A 19,993-nucleotide genomic window follows, 5' to 3' on the forward strand; every position below is an offset into this window, starting at 1 on the left:
GTTAATCGCTGCGTTTCGGATCTTTCGTTTTCAATACGTTCGGCCGGCTTTTCATGAATTGCAGCGGCGCGCGGATTAAATAATCCTTCCAGTCTTTAAGAGACTGGGGTACCGCCATCGTGACGTAGGGAATGCCAAAGCTTTTGAGCTTCAGCATATGGATCGTCAAAAACAGAAAAGACATAATAACGCCATAGAGCCCAAAGATCGCGGCGCTGAACATGATCGGAAACCGCAGCAAGCGCATGGAGATGCCTGCGCTGTACATCGGCGTGGCAAACGACGAAATGGCCGTCACCGCCACGACAATGACCAGAATGGGGCTGACGATGCCAGCATTGACCGCAGCTTGCCCGATAATCAAACCGCCGACGATCCCCATCGCCGGACCAATTGGTTTGGGCAATCGCAAGCCTGCTTCCCGCAGCATTTCGATCGCTACTTCCATGATCATCGCTTCAATCAATGTGGAGAAGGGAACGCCCTGCCTGGTGCCGATAATGGAAACGACCAGCTTCGTCGGAATAAGGCCGGGATGAAACGAAATGAAGGAAATGTAAACTGCCGGAGCGAACAACGAGATTAATGTAGCTACAAAGCGAAGGATTCGAATCAGGGAACTGGGCAGCCACCGCTCATAATAGTCTTCGGGCGACTGAAGCATCATGCCGTAAGTTACAGGCATTAGCAATGCATATGGGGAGCCGTCGAGCAAAATGGCTACCCTGCCTTCCAACAAAGCCCCCATCACCCTGTCGGGACGCTCGGTACTTTGAATTTGCGCGAAGGGGCTCAGAAAGTTGTCCTCAATCAGCTGCTCCACGTAACCTGCTTCCATCACTTCATCCACCTCGATGGTGCCGACGCGCCGCTTCACTTCTTCTACAAGCTCGGGATTGGCAATATCCTTGAAATAGACGACCATCAGTTCTTTTTCAACCCGGGTTCCTACCTTGTACGATACCATCGAGAGGCTGGCGCTCTCGCCATGTCTGCGAAGCATCGCCGTGTTGTCGCTCAGCACCTCCGTAAAACCGAGGCGTGGACCGCGAAGGACCGATTCGGAGACGGGTTCTTCAACCGAGCGGCTTTTTCCCCCGGAAATGCCAAGCACAATCCCGCCGGGAGCACCATCCACCAGCAGCATCACCGATCCGAACAAAACTTTGCGGAGCGCCTGCTTGACATCCGCAACCCATTCGATTTCTGCGATCGGCAGCAATTGCTGCATCAGAAAATCCGCCAGCGTCCGATCTGCTGCGAACCGTTCCGAATCCAATGGTGCGCTGCCCCAATCCAGCAGTGGTTTGATCACATTTTCGTCCAAACCGGACTTATCGGTCAGACCGTCAATGAAAAACAGAACCGCTTTCACGTTCAAATTTTGCAAATAGATTGTTTTTTCGTTGATGTCCTGCATGTCTCTGGCTGAAGCCCTGAACTTGCCCAGATTCAGCAGATGATCCATCGTAAAAGACAGCCCTTCTTCGCCAGCTTCCCCATCCCCCGTTTCGGTGTCCTGCCGGTCCGCATCGGAGTAAGCGGAAGGCTGTTTTTGTACCTCTTCCATCCTCTGTTTGCGCCTGCTGTGCCTTCCGTCCCAGGCCTGGATCTGTTGAAAGAGCTGCCATATGAGCAAAGGAAACAATGTCAGCCATACTGCTTCCGCTATCATGTTCCATTTCGGCAGATGATGCATGATCGTTTGCCACATGGTCCATCCCCCGTTTCCAAAACCTCCATATAGGTTGTAGAGTTTCCAAAAGATAATAAATCATGCAAAAAAAGAACAAAAGCGACGATTGGGTCTCATGCCCCAAATGACTTTTGTTCTTTCCGATTTAAAATATAACGATCCCGCCCGCTGCCGCAAGCAAAATGACGACGAACGGATGCAGCTTGTACTTGATGATCCCAAGCAGGCAGCCTGCACAGATGACGAGCATCCCCAGCGTCGTCCATTCGAGCAGCGATCCGGTATTGCCGCCAATGCCAAAGTGAATGGCCGCGTAAATGATGAGTCCGGTCACGATTGGCCTAAGGCCATAAAAAGAGGAGCGGACCCACGTATTGTTCTGCAAACGCAGGAAAAACGCAGTGAAACAAATAACGATGGCAAGCGACGGCAAAATAATGCCGATCGTGGATACGATCGCTCCCGGGATCCCGCTCTCGGAATATCCGATCAGCGTGGCCGTATTGGTGGCAATCGAGCCTGGGGCCATGCCGGCCAAGGAAACGAGTTCTTGGAACCGTTCCGGTTCGATCCAACCCTTATCCATCACTTCCCGCTGAATAAGGGTAATTACCGCATATCCTCCGCCGAACGAGAGGGAGCCCACTTTTAAAAACAACCAAAATAATTCCCACAGCATGTAATCACCTTCAGATGTAATATTCGGGAAAATGAGGCTCCTGCTTGTTCTCGTTGTCCTCCTTCTCCGTTTGTGCCGCCATGCCGAGTGCACGTTTGACAAACACTACAAGCACGCCGATGATCGGACCACCGATAATCAGGTACAGCGAATGAACCTGGGTGAACAGCAGCACGGATACGCTTGCGGCGGTCAGCAGCAAAGTCGCGGCATCCATGATCGACCGTTTGCCCATCTTGAATGCAGCCACGATGATCAGCGCCGCTATGGCTGCATGGATTCCTTTTAAAGCCGCCTGTACTTTGGGAACGTCCTGGAACATCATGCCAAGCAGGCTGAGGACAAATACGATGATAAACGTAGGCAGCGTAATCGCCGCAACGGCACCTATGGCGCCAATCACTCCTGCCATTCTATAACCGACAAACGCGGCTGAATTGACGGCGACGCCGCCCGGTGCCGAACCGGCCACCGATATCATGTCTGCCATTTCGGAGCGATCCAACCATTTCTTTTTCTCGACGACCTCGCGCTCGATCGCAGCAATCATGGCATAACCGCCCCCAAAGGTAGAGGGACCCAGCTTCAGAAACACGGCACACAACTGGACAAGGAGGTTAAGGTTAATTTTGCGTTGTGTGTTCATATAACACCTTCCCGTTTCATGTTCAATAACTCTTATACTTCATTATAGCATGTTTATTCCATTTTGGAATAAAGTCATCAAAAAATATTAGCCTAAAAGTTATCCTCCCTTTCACAACCTAAAAAACACCACATAATTCCACCAACTTAATTCCATAATAGAATTAACTCAATTATTCCTATAACATTAGCTGGAAAACGTAACTTTCTTCCGTTATACTGAATTTATCTATCCCGACTCATTCACTTGGAAATGGAGCCGTATACTGATGCTTAAACGTTCCCATTCTTCAATTCATAAACAGATTTACGATCGGATCGCTTACCTTGGCACCGTCTCCAAAGCCGATCTGCTGGAATATTTCACGATTACGAGCAGCAGCATGACACGTATTTTGGAAGATATGCTGGGCCAAAAAAAGATCGTCGTTTCCGGATTGGGCAGCTCCACCGGAGGACGCAAGCCGATTCTGTTCCAAACCAACCCATCCTACGGCTATTTGCTTGGGCTGGATATATCGCGAATAAGCTCTTCGCTGGGGTTATATGACCTTCACCTCCAACCACTGGCCCTCTCTCGCTGGAAAATGGATCGTGATTTAACGCCGGAGCGCTTCGTGGAACTGGTAGTCCAAGAAACGCAAGCGATGCTGGAGAAACATCAGATTGCCGCAGAGCAGGTGCTCGGGCTCGGCATAGGTGCTGTCGGACCTCTGGATCCGAAGCAAGGCATTATCCTGCAGCCGGACTTTTTCCCGTCCGAAGCGTGGAACAACGTGCCGATCTGCCGTATGCTGGAGGAACAGCTTCATATTAAGGCACGGCTGGACAATGGGGCCAACACGGCTTTGCTTGCGGAGCATTGGGCGCTGCGAGACGATACCTGTGAACACATGTTATATGTGCACTCGGGGGTCAGTATCCGCTCGGCCATCATGTCCGGCGGCAAAATCCTGCGCGGTGCGGCGGATACCGAAGGGGCCATCGGACAGATGATTATTCAGACGGGCGGCAAAAGGCTGCGGGACAAAGGCAACTACGGCGCCCTGGAAGCCTACGTCTCCGTCCCGTCGCTGGAGGAGCGGGTAAGCGCTCAGCTCAAAATCGGCCGGGAAAGCGTCCTGTCCGGACTGCCGCCGGAGCAAATCCATTTCGCGGCATTGGCTGAAGCGCTTGAACAGAACGACGCTTTGGTCAAGGAGCTTTTTACGGAAACCGCCTCTTATCTGGGCATCGGGCTGGCCAACCTGATCAATACGGTTCATCCGGAATACGTCATTTTGGGTGGAGCTCTCGTCAACGCGCATCCGCTGGTCTACGAGTCGGCCATTCAGATTGCCCGCAAAAACATCTATCATTATCCCGAGTACGATCCGGTCTTCTCTCAAGGGGAGCTGCGGGACGAAGGCGTGGTCACCGGCGCAGCGCTGATGATTTTGCAGGAATGGGATGGATGACCTTCTGCAAATCGTGCCAAACACATGCCAAAAACAAACCTCTGAACGATCGCGAACTGCGAGAACAGAGGTTTGTTTTCGTATGCCACAGCCTGAAAACGACAATCGGTGTAATCAAAAAAGCACCCTATAGGGGTGCTTGCATTAGCTTCTGGAAGCCTCAGCCGCGTTGTTCATCATCCGCGTCCGCAGCGCAGCGGAATCCGGTATTGCCTGAGGAGCTGTCAGGCGTATTTTTGTTGCGTGCCGCGACCCTGTACCGGTTGCAATAGGAGTCGTGGCATAGGTACGAGCCTCCACGCATGGATCGCGCATTTCCTCGGCTCACGCCGAGCGGATTGATGTTGGACGATTGGCGATGATAATACGGATCGAACTCGTCCGCACACCATTCCCACACATTGCCTGCCACATTATACAATCCAAATCCGTTTGGCTCAAACGCATCTACCGGCGCGGTTCCGACATATCCATCCTCGGCATCATTGCTGATCGGAAACTTTCCTTGCCAAATGTTGCACATATGTTTGCCGTCCGGCGTCAACTCGTCTCCCCACGGATACCTTGCCTGATCCAAACCGCCGCGCGCAGCATATTCCCACTCCGCCTCTGTTGGCAGACGTTTTCCGGCCCATTTGCAATAAGCCAGCGCATCGTTCCATGATACATGAACGACGGGATGGTTCATGCGATCTTCCACATGGGAACCCTTTCCTTCGGGATGTTTCCAATCCGCACCATCCACGATGTGCCACCACGGCGTCTGCATGACCATCGTGGCTCTGTTCTGCCTTTGTTCCGGCGGTAGCAATAAATGAAACACAAAGGAGTTGCCGAACCGCTCTGCTTCCGTGACATAGTTGGTATCTTGGACAAAATCGGCAAACTGCGCATTCGTCACGGCATAACGATCGATGTAAAACGATGAGAGCTTGACTTCCCTGGCCGGTCCCTCTCCGTCCTGTTCGAAACCTTCCGTGCTGTCCGTTCCCATACGGAACGTTCCACCCTCCAACCGAATCATGCCTGGGCGCTCCGCTGCAGGTGCATTCTCTGTGTCGCTTTCCTGACAGCAAGCCTGTTTTAGGGTAATACGCTTCCCCGGCTTGATGTTGACCGCCGTTTTTCCGCGTCCCGGCGTGCAGCAAGAGGCCTGGTTACCGTCCCGTTCGTTGTGATCCATAAAACGTACCCCCTTCGATGGTCTTTGCTTTATTTAATTATATCATCTTAATTTCATTTTGGAAGAAAGTGTTGGGCGGCAACTATATAAACCCCACTAAGCAATCACACAAGGCACTGCGAGTGCAGTACCATCTTCCGATCACGACAAAGACATCTTCCGGTTCCACCCGAATGTAGGGGGCTACCAAAAGATGTCGCCTGAATCGTCATCTTCATTTCATTTTGGTTTGGGTACAGCAGCTTGGAAGCGGCTTGCCCCTGTTGGAACCTGCGTCCTTCTTTTATAACTTGTCTACCTGCAGCACGATAACCTGCTTCTCGGTGACGGCATGGCGAAGCCTTTCTTCAGTCAGCACGCCCAGCTTGATCAAGCTTTTGATCTTGTTTCCATCCGCCCTGGACGCGAGCCTCCACAGCTCAGGATCGGCAAGTGACGCATACAGCTTGTTGTCATCGTATTCCTTGCGGTGCTGCAGCACCGTTTTGATGGAAAATCCCCCAATGCACGTCTCGTACACGCCTTGCCCTTCGCAGTATGCGACGATTTCGTCGCGCAGTACGGCCAAGCGCTGCTCAATCTCCTTTTGCTGCCGTTTCAATTCGAAATACTCCGTAACCTTTTGTTCCATGGTCCCGCCTCCTTATAGCTTAATTCATATGCAAAGAGGCGAAGATTAGGACTTGCATCCTGAAGATTGTCCGCTGATGCCCTTGTGAGGATGCTGCCCGGATGGATGTGGTGCGCCGCTTCATGATTAAAGTAAGATGGTCAGCCACATGTCATGCAAAAAAACATTCTTGCCACGTATTCGTGACAAGAATGTTCTCTGCGAAAAGTACATCGGCAAGAGGTTACTGTCGATGTCGTCCAAGCCGACAAAACTTCTCCACCCGCATTACTTCTCGGGATAAGGGTTAATCATGCGAATGGTGCCATCCGGATTGTACGCCAACTCGGCAAATTTCACGCAGCGCTTGTAATCGACGCCGCCGGAAAGGGAGCAATCGTGATAGAAGAGATACCACTTTTCCCGGAATTGTACAATGGAATGATGCGTTGTCCAGCCTATGACGGGCGGCAAAATGGTGCCTTGGAATGTAAACGGCCCCATTGGGCTGTCGCCGATGGCGTACACCAGTTTGTGCGTCGTTCCTGTAGAATAGGACAAATAATATTTGCCATTGTACTTGTGCATCCATGGTCCTTCAAAATATCGGCAATCCTCGTTGCCTGCGGTCAGCGGTTTGCCTTCCTGATCCACGATGACGATCTCCTGCGCCTCCGAAGCCAGCGATAGCATATCATCGCTCAGTTTCGCCACTCTTGGTCCGAGGGCGGGAGCATCCGGGGCAGGACCTTCCGCATGTTCCACGTAGCTTCCTGTCTGCCATTTCTCCAACTGTCCGCCCCATAGCCCGCCAAAGAACATGTAGGCCTGATCGTCCTCGTCGACGAACACAGCGGGGTCAATGCTGAAGCTGCCTTGAATGTACTGCTCCTCCGGCTTGAACGGGCCTGCCGGAGACGACGATGTAGCCACACCGATGCGGAAAATGCCATCATGGTCCCGCGCAGGGAAAAACAAATAATAAGTGCCGTTTCTGAACGCGGCATCCGGTGCCCACATCTGGCTGGATGCCCAAGGGACATCCTTCACATGCAGCGCCTCGCCATGATCCGTCACGGGTGAATCCATGTCCGTCATGGACAGCACATGATAATCCTCCATCTTGTACTGGTCCCCGTTGTCATTCACTGGACCATCATGGTCGAGATCATGGGAGGGATAGATATAGATGCGATCCTCGAACACATGCGCTGACGGATCGGCAGTAAAGATATGGGTTACTAAAGGTTGATGCGGTTTAGGCAATTCGGACATGCAAATGGCTCCTTCCAAAAGATATGCAGCCGCGCCCAGCTTCTGGACGCGGCGACGGGTTCAACGATGACGGGTGATCCGTCTAGCTTCACTTGGGCGCGGCGATTTGCGCAACACGCTGATAGGCTTCCTTCGGACGATGCGACTCGTCGAACAGGAAAGGCCAGTTTTTCCGCCCTCGGACAGGGAAATCGTCAAGCCAGGTGTAATCGTCGGCAGCCCCCCAGAATGTCACGGCGCTGATATGTTCCTTGTATTCGTAAAGCAGGCGGAAAATGGATTCGTATCGCTCGGCCTGCAACTCCAGCATCTCCTCCGTAGGATGAACCAGATCCGTGCGCCTGTCGTCAAAGCGGAATACCGAGACATCCAGTTCGGTAAGCTGAAGCTGCAGGCCAAGCTGCGCATATCGCTCAATCGCGGCGCGCATATCGTCCAGGCTCGGATCATACAGATTCCAATGCGCCTGCAGGCCGACGCCATGAATCGGCACGCCTTGATCCAGCAGCGAACGGACGAGCCGATAAATGCGCTCCCGCTTGTGCGGATTGGACTCGTTATAATCGTTATAGAACAAAAGCGCCTGCGGGTCTGCTTCATGGGCGAATTCGAACGCTTTGGCAATAAAGTCCTCTCCCGCGATATCCAACCATTTGGAAGGCCGCAGGAATGCATTTTCGTCGTTCGCATCATCCGAAATAACCTCGTTCACGACATCCCAACCATAGATAACGTCCTTATATCTGCCAACGACGGTTTGAATGTGTGCGCGCAATCGCTCCAGCAATACAGCACGTTCCACCAGCCCGCCAGCTTTGTTCTCGAACAGCCATTCGGGAGTCTGGTTATGCCAGACCAGCGTATGGCCGCGCAGCGCCATCCCATGCTCCCGGGCAAAGGCCGCGATGATATCCGCATCCTCGAATGTATACAGTTCCTCCTTTGGATGCACGCTGGAGAATTTCATTTCATTTTCCGCCGTCAGGCTGTTGAAGTGATATGCAAGCAGTGAACGCTGGCGTTCGATCGTACCCGGATTCACTGCTGCTCCGATATGGAAAGCGTCCTTGTACAATTCCTTCAGTGGGGCCTCTGTTCGAAACGAAACCATCATTTCCCTCCTCGTTATTGCCCTGTTCCTCTTGGGCTGAAGCTTGCAGCCTGTATTGGCGGCAGGTCAGATCGAATACTCAAACCAGTCGAAACGGGCAGGAGTGCTGCTTGCCTGGCCGTTGCCCGTAGCGTATAGCCCGATCACCGCTCCGGTGAAGCACATTTTATGGACAAAATCCTCCGGAGAGATGGCACGCGCCGAACCCGACCCCAAATCCCTCCAGTTTTCCCCGTCCTCGGAACAAGCCAGCCTGTATTCCTTTTCTGACGATTCGATCCGGAGCCATAGCTGCTCCGCTTGCGTTTCACTTTCATGAACCGTGTGCGACTCTCCGCGCACCGTCAGACGGGCAAAGAGCACATTGCGGCCTTCCAACCGTCTTATGCCAAGCTCGTAGTGCGCGTCCTCATCCCGGCGGATGCACAACCCCGCTTCTTCCCCGTCGGCGACCGGCACGAATGACATACATGCCGTAAAGCTGGCATGCAGATGCTGCTGCCTCCGGCCGACAAACGTGAGCTGGCCAACGTCGCCGAGACCCGCCGCCTGACCATACAACGTCAGGAAACCCGGTTTTTCTGCAAGCGAGCATGCTCCCTCTGTCGGATTGCGCACAAACATCCATTGCGGTCCAAGTTCTCCATCGAATTCGTCCCGGCCGACAACGATGGCTCCATTTTCCTCCAACAAAGAAGGGGCCGTCACGGGCTGGCGCTGAACCGTCATATCCAGGCTCACTATTCCTTCATTGTTGTCAATGTGCGGCCAACCGTCATTCCAAACGACCGGTGCGAGGAACGTTTCCCGTCCCAGCACGCTATATCCTTCCTCCGTCAACCGCACGCCGAGAAATACGGCCCACCAGTCGCCGTGGTGATCCTCCACCAGATCGGCATGGCCCAAATACTGGATTGGATGATCCAGATGGCGATGGGTCAGGATGGGCTCTGGATAGCGTTCGAACGGACCGTAAGGTTTATCGCTTCTGCCGATGATTTCGCGGTGCTCCTTGGCCGTTCCGCCCGAAGCGGACATCATATAATACATGCCGTTGATTTTGTACAAATGCGGCCCTTCGGTCCATGGACCGCCGTCTCCATGCCAAACGACTTGCGGTTCGGAGAGCGCCTCTCCCGTCGCAATGTCGATCTCATACTGAATGGCGTGAGAGTCGTAATCCGCGCCTTGCTGGGCCGTAACATACACTTTGCCGTCATCGTCAAAAAACAGCGATGGGTCAATTCCGCCATACGGAATGCGAATCGGATCGGACCACGGTCCGGCAGGGTTGGTTGCCGTCACGTAGAAGTTGCCGATGCCTCTCACATCTGTCGTAATCATATAGAACGTGCCTGCGTGGTAACGCAGCGCAGGAGCGTAAATGCCGTCCGAGCTTTTCTGCCCGGTCAAATCAAGCTGGCTGATCCGGTCCAGTACATTGCCGATCTGCTCCCAATGAATCAGATCCCGGCTCCGAAAAATCGGTACTCCGGGAAAATATTCGAACGAACTGCAAACAAGGTAAAAATAATCCTCCGCCTTCACGATGCTCGGATCCGGATAAAATCCGGGCAGGATCGGATTGGCATAACGGATCGTATGCGATTGAAGCTGTGGCATTATTCCTTCACACTCCCTACGTTAAGTCCAACGACAAAGTATTTTTGCATGAACGGATATACGAGCAGGATCGGTACCGAAGCAACAATGGTAATCGCGGCCCGGATTGAAATCGGCGTTACCTGTGTCGAATGCTCCACCCCAACGCCGTTGGCTACCGAAGGGTTGCTGTTGGCGTTCATGCTGGAGGATAACAGCTTCATCAATTCATATTGCAGCGTGCTCAGCTCTTGACGGGAGGACGTATACAGAAAAGCATCGAACCAGGAGTTCCATGCCCCTACCGCGACGAAGAGCGCAATCGTTGCCAAAACGGGTTTGCACAGCGGAAAGATGACTTTCCAGAAAATCCTGAAATCTCCGGCCCCGTCTATTTTGGCTGATTCGATCAGGCTTTCGGGGATGGTATAGATATAAGTACGGATGACGATCAAGTTAAACGCGCTGACCAGCGACGGGATGACATACACCCAGAACGAATTGATCAAATGCAGGTCCTTCATCAGGAAATACCCCGGAATGAGCCCTGCGTTGAAATACATCGTCAGTACAAACACGGTCGTGATCAGCTTGCGGAAAATATATTCCCGGCGGCTCAGCGTATAGGCCAGCATGGTGGTCAGGAATATATTCAGCACGGTGGAAAGCACCGTACGCGCCACGGAAACCATGAACGCATTATAAATCGTGCCTGATGCAAACACCGCTTTGTAATTCTGCATCGTGAACTCGCGGGGCCATAAGTACAATCCACCCCGGATGGTGTCATTCCCTGCATTGAACGAAACGACAATCGTGTTCAGAAACGGGTACAACGTGACAATGACCAGCAAAATCATAAAGATGGTATTGAAGGTGTTGAACAGAATCGGTTCAATGCCCCTGCCACCCGGGCGGCGTACGGAAAGTGCCGTATTCCCTGAACCGGACAATGTAGTTTTTTTCATGATTATAACAGCCTCTCTTCCCCAAGCCGCTTGGCGGTCCAATTCGCGATGAGCAACATGGTAATGCTGACTACGGTTTTGAATATCCCGCCGGCAGTAGCTAGCGAATAGTTGCCCTGGGCAATCCCGTATTTGAGCACAAAGATATCAATCGTTTCCGACCAGTCAACAACAAGTCCGTTGCCCAGCAAATATTGAACCTCAAAGCCTGCTTCCAAAATATGTCCGATCGACATAATCAGCAGGATGACAATGGTTGGCTTGATTCCCGGCAGGGTGATGTTCCACATTTTTTGGTACCGATTGGCTCCATCAATGTCGGAGGCTTCATACAGCGCCGGATCAATAGAGGCCATAGCCGCCAAATAAATAATCGTGTTCCAGCCGACTTCCTTCCAGACATGGGAACCCGCAACGACTCCCCAGAAATACTTTCCTTCCGTCAGCCAGAGAATGGGTTCATTGATGAGGTGCAATTTCATTAAAATATCATTAACGATGCCGTCGGAAGCGAGCGAGGTCGCCACGATGCCGGTAACGATAATCCACGATAAAAAGTGGGGCAGATACGAAATCGTCTGCACCGTCCGCTTCCACATGACCTTTTTGATCTCATTGAGCAGCAGGGCCAGAATAATCGCGGTTACAAAGCCTAATATGAGGTTGATCACACTCATCGCCAGCGTATTGCGAAGCACTCGCAAAAAGTTGTCATCCGTGAATAAAAATTGAAAATGCTTGAATCCTACCCAGGTTTGCTGTGAGAAGCTTCTTGCAGGCTTATAATCCTGAAAAGCCATGGTCCAGCCCCAGACAGGGACGTAAGCAAAGGTAACGATATACGCAAGCAGAGGAACAGACATCCAGATCAGCTGTCTCTGCGCTTTGATGTTCTGCCAGGTCAGCCGTCGGATTTTCGGTTTTTTCTTCGGGCCGAGCGGCTTGTTGCCCACTACGATTTCCTCCATAATATCAAGCTCCCTATCCAGCTTTGTATTGAAAAGAAAACGTCAAGCGACGTTTTTCCAAGATGACAGACTGCGTCCAGCAATACGCGTTTTTGCAAAAACAGGAAGGAAGGAAAGCTGCCTCCCTTCCTGATGACCGTTGTCTTATTTCACGGACCAGTTATCGATTCTCCACTGCAATACTTCATTGATCCGGCTTTCGTAAGCCTTGATATCCAGCTTTTGAATTTCGGAAACGTATTCGTTCCAGACACTGCCGAATTCCGATGGGTTGGCCAGAATCGCTTTCGGCAAATATTTGGTCGACAATTCGTTCAGCTTGGTATTGGCAATCTTGGCTGGAGAACCTTCAACCAGATCGACGGACCAGGCCGGGTAGTAGATTGGATTTTCCGGCGGATCGCTGAAGAAATCCACGTAGCTGTTGAATCCATATGCATCCAGAACTTCCTTATCAAACGGTTTCAGGCTGGATTGATATTCTTCGGGCTGATTGCTTGCCGAAGTGGCGTTGCCATCGCTGAAATAGCCTTCCAGCTTCGGTGCGGTGGCATAGTAGGCGTCCGCTTTGTTAGCCAGCTTCCATGCAGCATCCGCAGCGTTGTCGCGTTGTTCCTGCGTTTTCATGAAGCGTCCTTCGTCGTTGACGTAGTAGTCCTCGCCCTCAATGCCCCAAGTGAGCGTTTTCTGCCATTCTTCTTCCATCAACTTGTCGAGCACTTTAATAATTTTTACAGGATCTTTAGCGCTTACGGTAATACCGAAACCGTTGTTCAAGTTGAGCGCTGCACGGTCGCGGTAGTAGTCCTTCGTGCTGCTATCGTACACGAGCGGGAAGCCGACATACGTGCGTTCGATTTTGCCTTGTGTTACCAAAGAATCTTCAGCGCTGCCGAAGTTCCAGTGCTGGTCGAACATGCCGAGTACTGTGCCGCTGGACAATTTAGCCATGTACTGATCGTAGTTTTGCGCAAACGCTTCCTTGTCGAGCAAGCCTTGTGCGTTAATTTCATTAAGCTTCTCATAGTACGTTTTGGCGTAATCCTTGTCCGCAAAAATCTCTGCCTTGCCATCGTTTACAACGACGCCGCCATCATTCGGATGACCGATCAAATGCTGTGGCGGGTTCAAAAGGCCCCAGTTTTTCCAGTCATAGTTCAATACCTCGAAGCCGATGGTCGGCTTGCCGTCGATGGTTGGATATTTCTCCTTGTATTTCGCGATCAACTCAAAGTATTCGTCCAGTGTCTTCAGCGTCGGGTAACCGAATTCTTTCAACACGGCTTTCTGAATCCAGAAGGCAGGTCCACTGTAATAAGTATCCGCTACCTCGCCGTTGTAAGCCCCGTAGTTGGGCAGGTAATAGATGTGCCCGTCGTTAGGGTCCTTCATCTGGTTCCAGTACTTTTCATAATGTTTCTTCAGATTAGGCGCATGCTCCTCGATCAGGTCTTCGAGCGGAATGACCGAACCGGCTGCAGTCAGCTTGGTATCCGCTGAGATCAGATCCGGATAATCTCCTCCGGCAATCATGACGCCGAGCTTTTGGTTTTTGTCGCCGGCCAAAAATTCGAATTTGAACGTAACGCCAAGCTCTTCCTTCATTTTCTTGTAGATTTTGTTGTCTGCGGTTGGCTGCTGTCCGGCCTCGTTCAGAAATACCGAGATTTCGATCGGATTGTCAGGTCCAACCTCGCTGCCGCTGCTTGCCTCCCCGCTGCCTGGTTCATTTGCACCGCCGCCTGAGCAGCCGGCCAGCGCAACGCTAAGCGATACCAGCAATATTGCCCCCATGCGGAAAAACTTTTTCTTGCTGTCCCCCATAAAGCACCTCCAAAATTTGATCTTGCTTTTGTGAAAGCCCTTTCATGTGAATGATTTCATTATAAATTTACAGCTGTCTGGAAACTATATTCGAATTATAGCTCTTTCCGAGAAAAGCTCAGGTTTTCTTGTATTCGTTGGGAGACATCTCAAGACGCTTTTCGAATTGTTTCAAAAAATGATTGTAGCTGGCGTATCCAACCCTTTCTGCCACCTCGCTGTTTTTGTACAGATTCGTCTGAAGCAGCCGGCAAGCTTCCTCAATGCGCAGATTATGGAGCAGCTCGTTGAAGCCGATTCCGTTTTTCCGTATCAATAATTGCCCCAGATAAGCCGGGTGCAGAAAGAAACGTTCCGCCAGCAGCTTAATGGTCAATCCTTCGCGAAAATGCGTATGGATATAGTCATTGATATCCTGCACAATGCCCTGGGCCTCGGCCGCATTCTCCTTTAGCAGCAATTCAAAGCAGACTCGTCCGCATGAATGCAGCATGCCGATCAAGTCATCAAAGGTCAACAGGACTTCATCCAGATTAGGGATTTCGAACAGACGATTTGAAGCGCCTGAATCCTTTTCCATTTGTTCCCCCATATACGCGCGAATTTCATGAAGAAGGTAGATGACGAATTTTCGGGCCTCATCCGGGTGAACCCGCGTCTGACGGAAGGATTGATTCATATGATCCACAACGGCCCGATAGGCCGCATGGTCAATGAGATGAAACGTTCCCAGCATGCGATCCAGCAGCTCCACCTGGTCGTAATGCCTTTGAAAAACATGCTCCTTGAGCGCGTCATATTCCAATACTTCGTTTCTCTCCGCTTCATAAAAGGCGTGCAGCAGCGCTTCCTCGGCCGTGATTCGCGAATGGCCGATGCGCGTCAGCGAGGATTCGGCTGCGCCAATCGCCATAAAGGCACGAAAGCCCGCCAGATGGCGAGCCAGTGCCTCCAATCGCTTCCTTACGCTTTCTCCCGATCCTTGGGAGGAGTGGGCAGCATCTCCGAACACAATGGAAACCAGATCGTTGCGCAAGCGGATCATATAGATGGCGTTCCACCCGTTCAGAAACTCTGCTGCAATGCTGTTCCATCGGCTATAATCCTCTCCGGACACCTGAACCAGGCATACATTCCAGACATCGGCGGACCGGGACAGGGATTCCATGAATCGAGCAGCTTCTGTGGATAGCGCTGTACCCGTCAGCGCCTCCTTAATCGCCAAAATCTCCTGCTCTCTCTGCGCGACCTGTCCGATATAAAGCTGCTCCTGCTCCTTGATCAGCTCTTGACCTATCGCGCGCACCTCGGACTCTGCCTGTTCCTCATCCAGCGGTTTGAGCAGATACCGGGAAACTCTGAATTTCAGCGCTTTTCGCGCATACCCGAAATCGCTGTATCCCGTCAAAATAATAAACTTGGTTGACCAGTTGCCTCTGCGCCGCCATTCCTCGATCATCTCCAACCCGTCCATGACCGGCATATGAATATCGACCATGACCAGATCCGGCTTCAGCTCTTCCATCCGTTCCAACCCTTCCGCCCCGTTTCCACACAAGGCACACACCTCAAACCCAAGGCTTTCCCAAGGGATCCACAGCTGCAAGCCCTCCAGCGCCCAAGGCTCATCATCGATCAGCAGTACTTTAAATGCCAATGTCCTTGCCTCCTTCTCCACCCTGATGCTCCAGCAGGTGCAACGGAATTTCAAAGGACACCTCGGTCCCCTCGCCCATTCTGCTCACCAGGCTGAAATTCACCTTATCGTCGTAATACAATTCAAGACGACGATAGACGTTGCGCAGGCCGATATTGCTGCCCCCGCTCTCCTCCTTGCTCCGCATGTGGTACAGAACCTCTTGCAGCCGCTCCTTGTTCATGCCCTTGCCATTATCGGATACAACGATGCGCAGGCGCTCGCTTGCGATTTCGGCTCGGATCTTCACATAGCCAAAACCCTCAATAGCCTGTATGCCATGCTTGCAAGCATTCTCTGCCAATTGCTGGATGCTCATTTTTGGTATTTTATAATGCCTCGCTTCATCGCTGATGTCAATGTAATATTCAAACTTGTCCCGGAAACGGAACTTTTCGATCCCCAGGTACATGACCGTAAAACTCATCTCCTCCTCCAGCGTTACCAGGTCATCCTTCCAGTTCAGCAGGCGGCGCAGCAGTTTGGAGAGGTCCTTGATGATATCCTTGACATCTACATAATTGTTTTTGGTGCTAACGACAAGCAGCGCATTCAGCGTATTAAATAAAAAGTGGGGATTCATCTGGCTTTGCAGCAAATTCAGCTCGGCACGAATGCGTTCGGCTTCCTGGCTTCGCTGCTGAATTTCAAGTTTGTACACATTGTTGATCAAGGAATGGATCTGAGCGGTCATCATATTGAAATTGCGGATCAGATGGCCGATCTCGTCTTTTCCGCCATCAATGTTGATCAGATCGAATTTCTCGTTGCCCACCTTTTGCATATGTCTGGACAGACGCTTCACCCGATAATTGTAGGACCGCAGCATGACATAGATGAAAACCGACGTAATCAGTGTAATGATGCCGGCGAGCATGCCGAAATAAAGCTGCATGGACAGCATCGCTTGTTTGACGCGTGTTTCCTGGGGCACGCCGATCAGCTTCCAGCCTTTCACATAGCTGGCGGTGCCAATCGTAACGATATGTAGGTCCTTGTCTGCCGTCTTGCTCATATCGAACAACGCGTAGTCGCTATCCACCTCGCCCTGATACTTGTCATCCGTCGACACGATGATTTGATTCTGTGCGTTGACCAGATACAGATCCAACGAGCTTTTTTCTCTGGCAATAACGTCGTAGAAACGATTAAGGTAAAAGTCAATGCGGACCAGCTTTTGATAAGAATTGTCCGCGTTGTAATAGTCCATTTTTTCAATTACGCTAAAATACGAAGCGATCGCCGCCCGATCATTCGCAGCCTGATCGCGGTAAGCGATCACTCTCAGCGATTCTCCTGCCGCTTTCCACTGCCTGAACCAAGTACTGGCGCGCATCGTATCGTCCAGATAGTAATAATCCCCGCCAGGCACGATCGTTGGATTGTCCGTGTAGATGCCAATTCGCTGAATTTGGTTGTTCACGGGAATATACGAGGTCACCCGGTGGCGGAGCTGCTCATCGAACGTGGTGTAGAAATCCAGCTGGCCGTTGTACTCCCGATCCATCGATTCGGACAACAGCTTGTCCGTAATCAAGGCGTGACTGACGGCGATGCCGCCGTCAATCATCGTATGAATGTCCTTTCTGGCCCGCTCCAGCGATATTTGCAAATTCTGTTCCTCGCGCTCTTTGATCAGACCGGTCATGCGATCCATGAACAAATAATTGCTCGCGATGATGGGAAGCAAAATCCCGATAATATAGATCAGCATAAACTTGTAGTTCAGAGGAATATCGTTCACGATGCCGCGCCATCGGAATTTTTTAAACATATTTGCTATCGCCATCCTTCATTCGTTACTTTCCGAGTCGGAACTATGGTTGCTTTCTGTATGCGGAAGGGGACATGCCCGTCATTCGCTTGAACTGACTTACAAAATAGTCGGCATTCGGATACCCTGAGTTTACCGCGACATCGGCAATGCTTAGACGGCTCTGGCGCAACAGCCGCTTTGCCTCTTCAATCCGTTTATCATTCAGATACTCCCGAAAGGACTTTCCGGTCTGCTGTTTGAAGGCTTGCCCCAAATAGTTGGCATTCATATGAAATTTCTGAGCAAGCTCCTGAAGCTGCAGTTTCTCCCGGAACTCCTGATTGACATACTGCACCACCCGAAAGGCCGTGCTGCATTCCTTTTCTTTCCGCTGCTCTTGCAGCGCCTTCGAGGCAATGCGGCTTAATTCGAGCGCATATTCCCGAAACGCGGGATAGGAATGTATGCCGGTAAGGCCGACCGGCATCTGTTGAACGTGCAGCATAAAGCTGTCCATATCCCCGTCCAGTTCCTTCAGCTGCTTGAGGACCCCCATTTCGAGGGCCAGCAGTTGAACCCGGACATATTCAATGTCCGACCCGTGGCTTCCTGCGTCCGAATTGGTCAACAGCGCATGTACCTCTCCCTCCAGCCTGTCTTGTTCGCCCGACAAAATCGTTGCAAGCAGGTTTGCCAGAGCTTTATGATTTACGCAGGCCACGTCCTCGTACTGCGGCAATTCCTGATCCTGCACGAAGCCGCCTCCATGCTGGTAACGCTTCCATTTTAGCGCGGATAACGCTCTGTCATACGCTGACCGCAGCGCGCCTACTCCGCCTGATTGATGACCGAATGAAACAATGATCGACGCATGGCCGGAGTATGTCTCAAACAGACTTCTCCCCAATGTTTCAAGCCGCTCCAGAGATCCTCCGCTTTCGGCAGCGAACACGCCGATTCTTCCTTCGGCATCCATAAAAGGCTCTGACCAATGTTCGTCGGCCAACAGGCGTACCCGTGCCTTCACGTCCTCTGTGCCGGCATCCGTTTCAATCAGAAGACAGGCCATGCTCTCATGACCTTCCATTTGCAGCATGCCCATCACCTCCGCTTGCAGTTCGCTGTCGTCCTCACCCTGCAGCAGACGGTTGAACAAACAATTCACATATAAAGCACGCTCGCGCTGATGCGCTTCCTTCGAAGCATGCTCCTCCTGGATTTTACGGCTCATCTGCTCCAATACGGTTTCAATCTCGGCCTCATCAATAGGTTTGAGCAAATAATCCTCCACACGCTGTTCCAACGCCGTTTTGGCATATTCGAAGTTGTCGTATCCGCTTAATATGACGAATCGCGGTGGTTTGGCCAGCCCATGCATAGAACGGTCGATCAGTTCGAGACCACTTACGGAAGGCATGTGAATATCTGTAAACACCAGATCCGGCTGAAGCCCCTCAATCATCGACCAGGCGGCATTGCCGTTCTCGGCCTCTCCGCAGATTCGAAAACCGTATTTGTCCCAATTCACCATGGTTCGCAGGCCTTCCAGTACCCACGGCTCATCATCCACTAATAAAACATTCATCATTCATGTTTCCCCCTTTCATGAAATGAAGCTTGCAGGGTGTCGTGTTTCAAACGTTGCCGCCATTCGTACTGTCGCCCTTCAACTACCGGAGCAACAAATCCGTACTTACATATGGATTACGATGCAGGATGGCCGCCATACGCTGCAGCGTTTCGCCATGCAAAGGCACGCCTCCGGTCCGTTTCAGCAAAAGCCAGCGCAAGCAGGCAAGGGCTTCGAACCAAATCATATCCTCACTGGCATAATCGTTCCACTGGAGAAATTCCACACGGTACGTTTTTCCGCATTTGGGGCCGGTATAGACGTCCATCAGGAAAACAGACCATGCGACGTCGTATCTGGGATCGCCCCATTGTCCGTTCGTCCAGTCAATGATGGTGCAGCACCCGTTCGCCTCCAGGACGTTCCACAAATTGTAGTCTCCATGAATCAGGCAGTCCTGCCTGAGTGATACGCGCTGAAGCGCATCGGATAAAATCCGTTCCAGATCCGGATGACTTGCAATGCCGGGAAAAAAGTAACCGGCGAAATCATAGGCTGGAATAAAATCATCATCCTGGGGGCTTTTCCTAAAGCGGTGTACCTCCATCAGCATTAACGCCAGGTCCTTGAGCTTCTCTGAAGTCAGCGTGTCTACAGGGATGCCGGCGTCGTTCATAAGCAAAACCTGATTCCGCTCTGCATCTTCGCCCCATCCATAAGGAATGGACACCTTCACACCTTGATGATGCAATTCGGAAAGCAGCCGATACTGATTGGCGATATTGGGCCTCGATTCCTTGTTCCAAATTTTGAGCACACAAGATCTGCCTTCGAACCCGTACCGATATACGTCTGCCTCCATCCCTGGCGACAAGGGGACGACATGGCATGGCTGGTTCATGAGTGCCCGAATGTCCTGATGGAGCTCGATCCAATGAATATCTTTCAATGCA

General features: G+C 51.6%; 16 protein-coding genes. 1 reads left to right on the forward strand and 15 read right to left on the reverse strand.

The window, feature by feature from the left end; all coding sequences use genetic code 11:
* Position 1: 1 nt before the first annotated feature.
* The 3 genes from RSX24_RS16220 to RSX24_RS16230 all read right to left on the reverse strand — a co-directional run bounded on the left by RSX24_RS16220 (position 2) and on the right by RSX24_RS16230 (position 3,021).
* Positions 2-1,714, reverse strand: coding sequence for a spore germination protein (locus RSX24_RS16220; RefSeq protein WP_343261190.1), 1,713 nt, complete (start codon positions 1,712-1,714; stop codon positions 2-4).
* A 127-nt stretch (positions 1,715-1,841) separates the two neighbouring features.
* On the reverse strand, positions 1,842-2,375 hold the full coding sequence (locus tag RSX24_RS16225) for a chromate transporter (RefSeq protein WP_343261191.1): 534 nt from the start codon (positions 2,373-2,375) through the stop codon (positions 1,842-1,844).
* A gap of 10 nt (positions 2,376-2,385) precedes the next feature.
* Positions 2,386-3,021: a chromate transporter gene (locus RSX24_RS16230; RefSeq protein ID WP_343261192.1), complete on the reverse strand. Its 636-nt coding sequence runs from the start codon at positions 3,019-3,021 to the stop codon at positions 2,386-2,388.
* 268 nt (positions 3,022-3,289) lie between these two features.
* Here RSX24_RS16230 and RSX24_RS16235 point away from each other — a divergent pair, with 268 nt between their 5' ends.
* On the forward strand, positions 3,290-4,477 hold the full coding sequence (locus RSX24_RS16235) for an ROK family protein (protein ID WP_343261193.1): 1,188 nt from the start codon (positions 3,290-3,292) through the stop codon (positions 4,475-4,477).
* A 160-nt stretch (positions 4,478-4,637) separates the two neighbouring features.
* On the opposite strand, the gene RSX24_RS16240 is transcribed toward RSX24_RS16235, so the two are convergent.
* The 12 genes from RSX24_RS16240 to RSX24_RS16295 form a co-directional block, all read right to left on the reverse strand.
* Entirely contained in the window at positions 4,638-5,660 is a 1,023-nt protein-coding gene (locus RSX24_RS16240; RefSeq protein WP_343261194.1) for a formylglycine-generating enzyme family protein, read from the reverse strand.
* A gap of 283 nt (positions 5,661-5,943) precedes the next feature.
* Positions 5,944-6,291 carry a hypothetical protein gene (locus RSX24_RS16245; protein ID WP_343261195.1) on the reverse strand — a complete coding sequence of 116 codons (348 nt, stop codon included), beginning with the start codon at positions 6,289-6,291 and terminating at the stop codon, positions 5,944-5,946.
* Between the two features lie 267 nt (positions 6,292-6,558).
* Positions 6,559-7,545, reverse strand: coding sequence for a glycoside hydrolase family 43 protein (locus RSX24_RS16250; RefSeq protein WP_343261196.1), 987 nt, complete (start codon positions 7,543-7,545; stop codon positions 6,559-6,561).
* A gap of 88 nt (positions 7,546-7,633) precedes the next feature.
* Positions 7,634-8,659 carry an endo-1,4-beta-xylanase gene (locus RSX24_RS16255; RefSeq protein WP_236415585.1) on the reverse strand — a complete coding sequence of 342 codons (1,026 nt, stop codon included), beginning with the start codon at positions 8,657-8,659 and terminating at the stop codon, positions 7,634-7,636.
* 63 nt (positions 8,660-8,722) lie between these two features.
* Complete coding sequence (locus RSX24_RS16260) at positions 8,723-10,279, reverse strand: glycoside hydrolase family 43 protein (protein ID WP_343261197.1); 1,557 nt, start codon at positions 10,277-10,279, stop codon at positions 8,723-8,725.
* Positions 10,279-11,118: a carbohydrate ABC transporter permease gene (locus RSX24_RS16265; protein ID WP_236415831.1), complete on the reverse strand. Its 840-nt coding sequence runs from the start codon at positions 11,116-11,118 to the stop codon at positions 10,279-10,281. The genes RSX24_RS16260 and RSX24_RS16265 overlap by 1 nt, the downstream gene beginning before the upstream one ends.
* Positions 11,119-11,228: 110 nt before the next feature.
* The gene (locus RSX24_RS16270; protein WP_236415582.1) at positions 11,229-12,194 is read right to left on the reverse strand and encodes an ABC transporter permease; all 966 of its coding nucleotides are present in this window, start codon (positions 12,192-12,194) and stop codon (positions 11,229-11,231) included.
* Positions 12,195-12,338: 144 nt separating this feature from the next.
* The gene (locus tag RSX24_RS16275; RefSeq protein ID WP_343261198.1) at positions 12,339-14,018 is read right to left on the reverse strand and encodes an ABC transporter substrate-binding protein; all 1,680 of its coding nucleotides are present in this window, start codon (positions 14,016-14,018) and stop codon (positions 12,339-12,341) included.
* A gap of 118 nt (positions 14,019-14,136) precedes the next feature.
* Positions 14,137-15,675: a response regulator transcription factor gene (locus RSX24_RS16280; protein WP_339274148.1), complete on the reverse strand. Its 1,539-nt coding sequence runs from the start codon at positions 15,673-15,675 to the stop codon at positions 14,137-14,139.
* Positions 15,665-17,488: a sensor histidine kinase gene (locus RSX24_RS16285; protein ID WP_236415577.1), complete on the reverse strand. Its 1,824-nt coding sequence runs from the start codon at positions 17,486-17,488 to the stop codon at positions 15,665-15,667. The genes RSX24_RS16280 and RSX24_RS16285 overlap by 11 nt, the downstream gene beginning before the upstream one ends.
* A 43-nt stretch (positions 17,489-17,531) precedes the next feature.
* Positions 17,532-19,058, reverse strand: coding sequence for a helix-turn-helix domain-containing protein (locus tag RSX24_RS16290; protein WP_343261199.1), 1,527 nt, complete (start codon positions 19,056-19,058; stop codon positions 17,532-17,534).
* A gap of 82 nt (positions 19,059-19,140) precedes the next feature.
* Complete coding sequence (locus RSX24_RS16295) at positions 19,141-19,989, reverse strand: aminoglycoside phosphotransferase family protein (protein ID WP_343261200.1); 849 nt, start codon at positions 19,987-19,989, stop codon at positions 19,141-19,143.
* Positions 19,990-19,993 lie beyond the last annotated feature (4 nt).

This window comes from Paenibacillus hubeiensis (genome assembly GCF_032334105.1).
Taxonomy (GTDB): domain Bacteria; phylum Bacillota; class Bacilli; order Paenibacillales; family Paenibacillaceae; genus Paenibacillus; species Paenibacillus hubeiensis.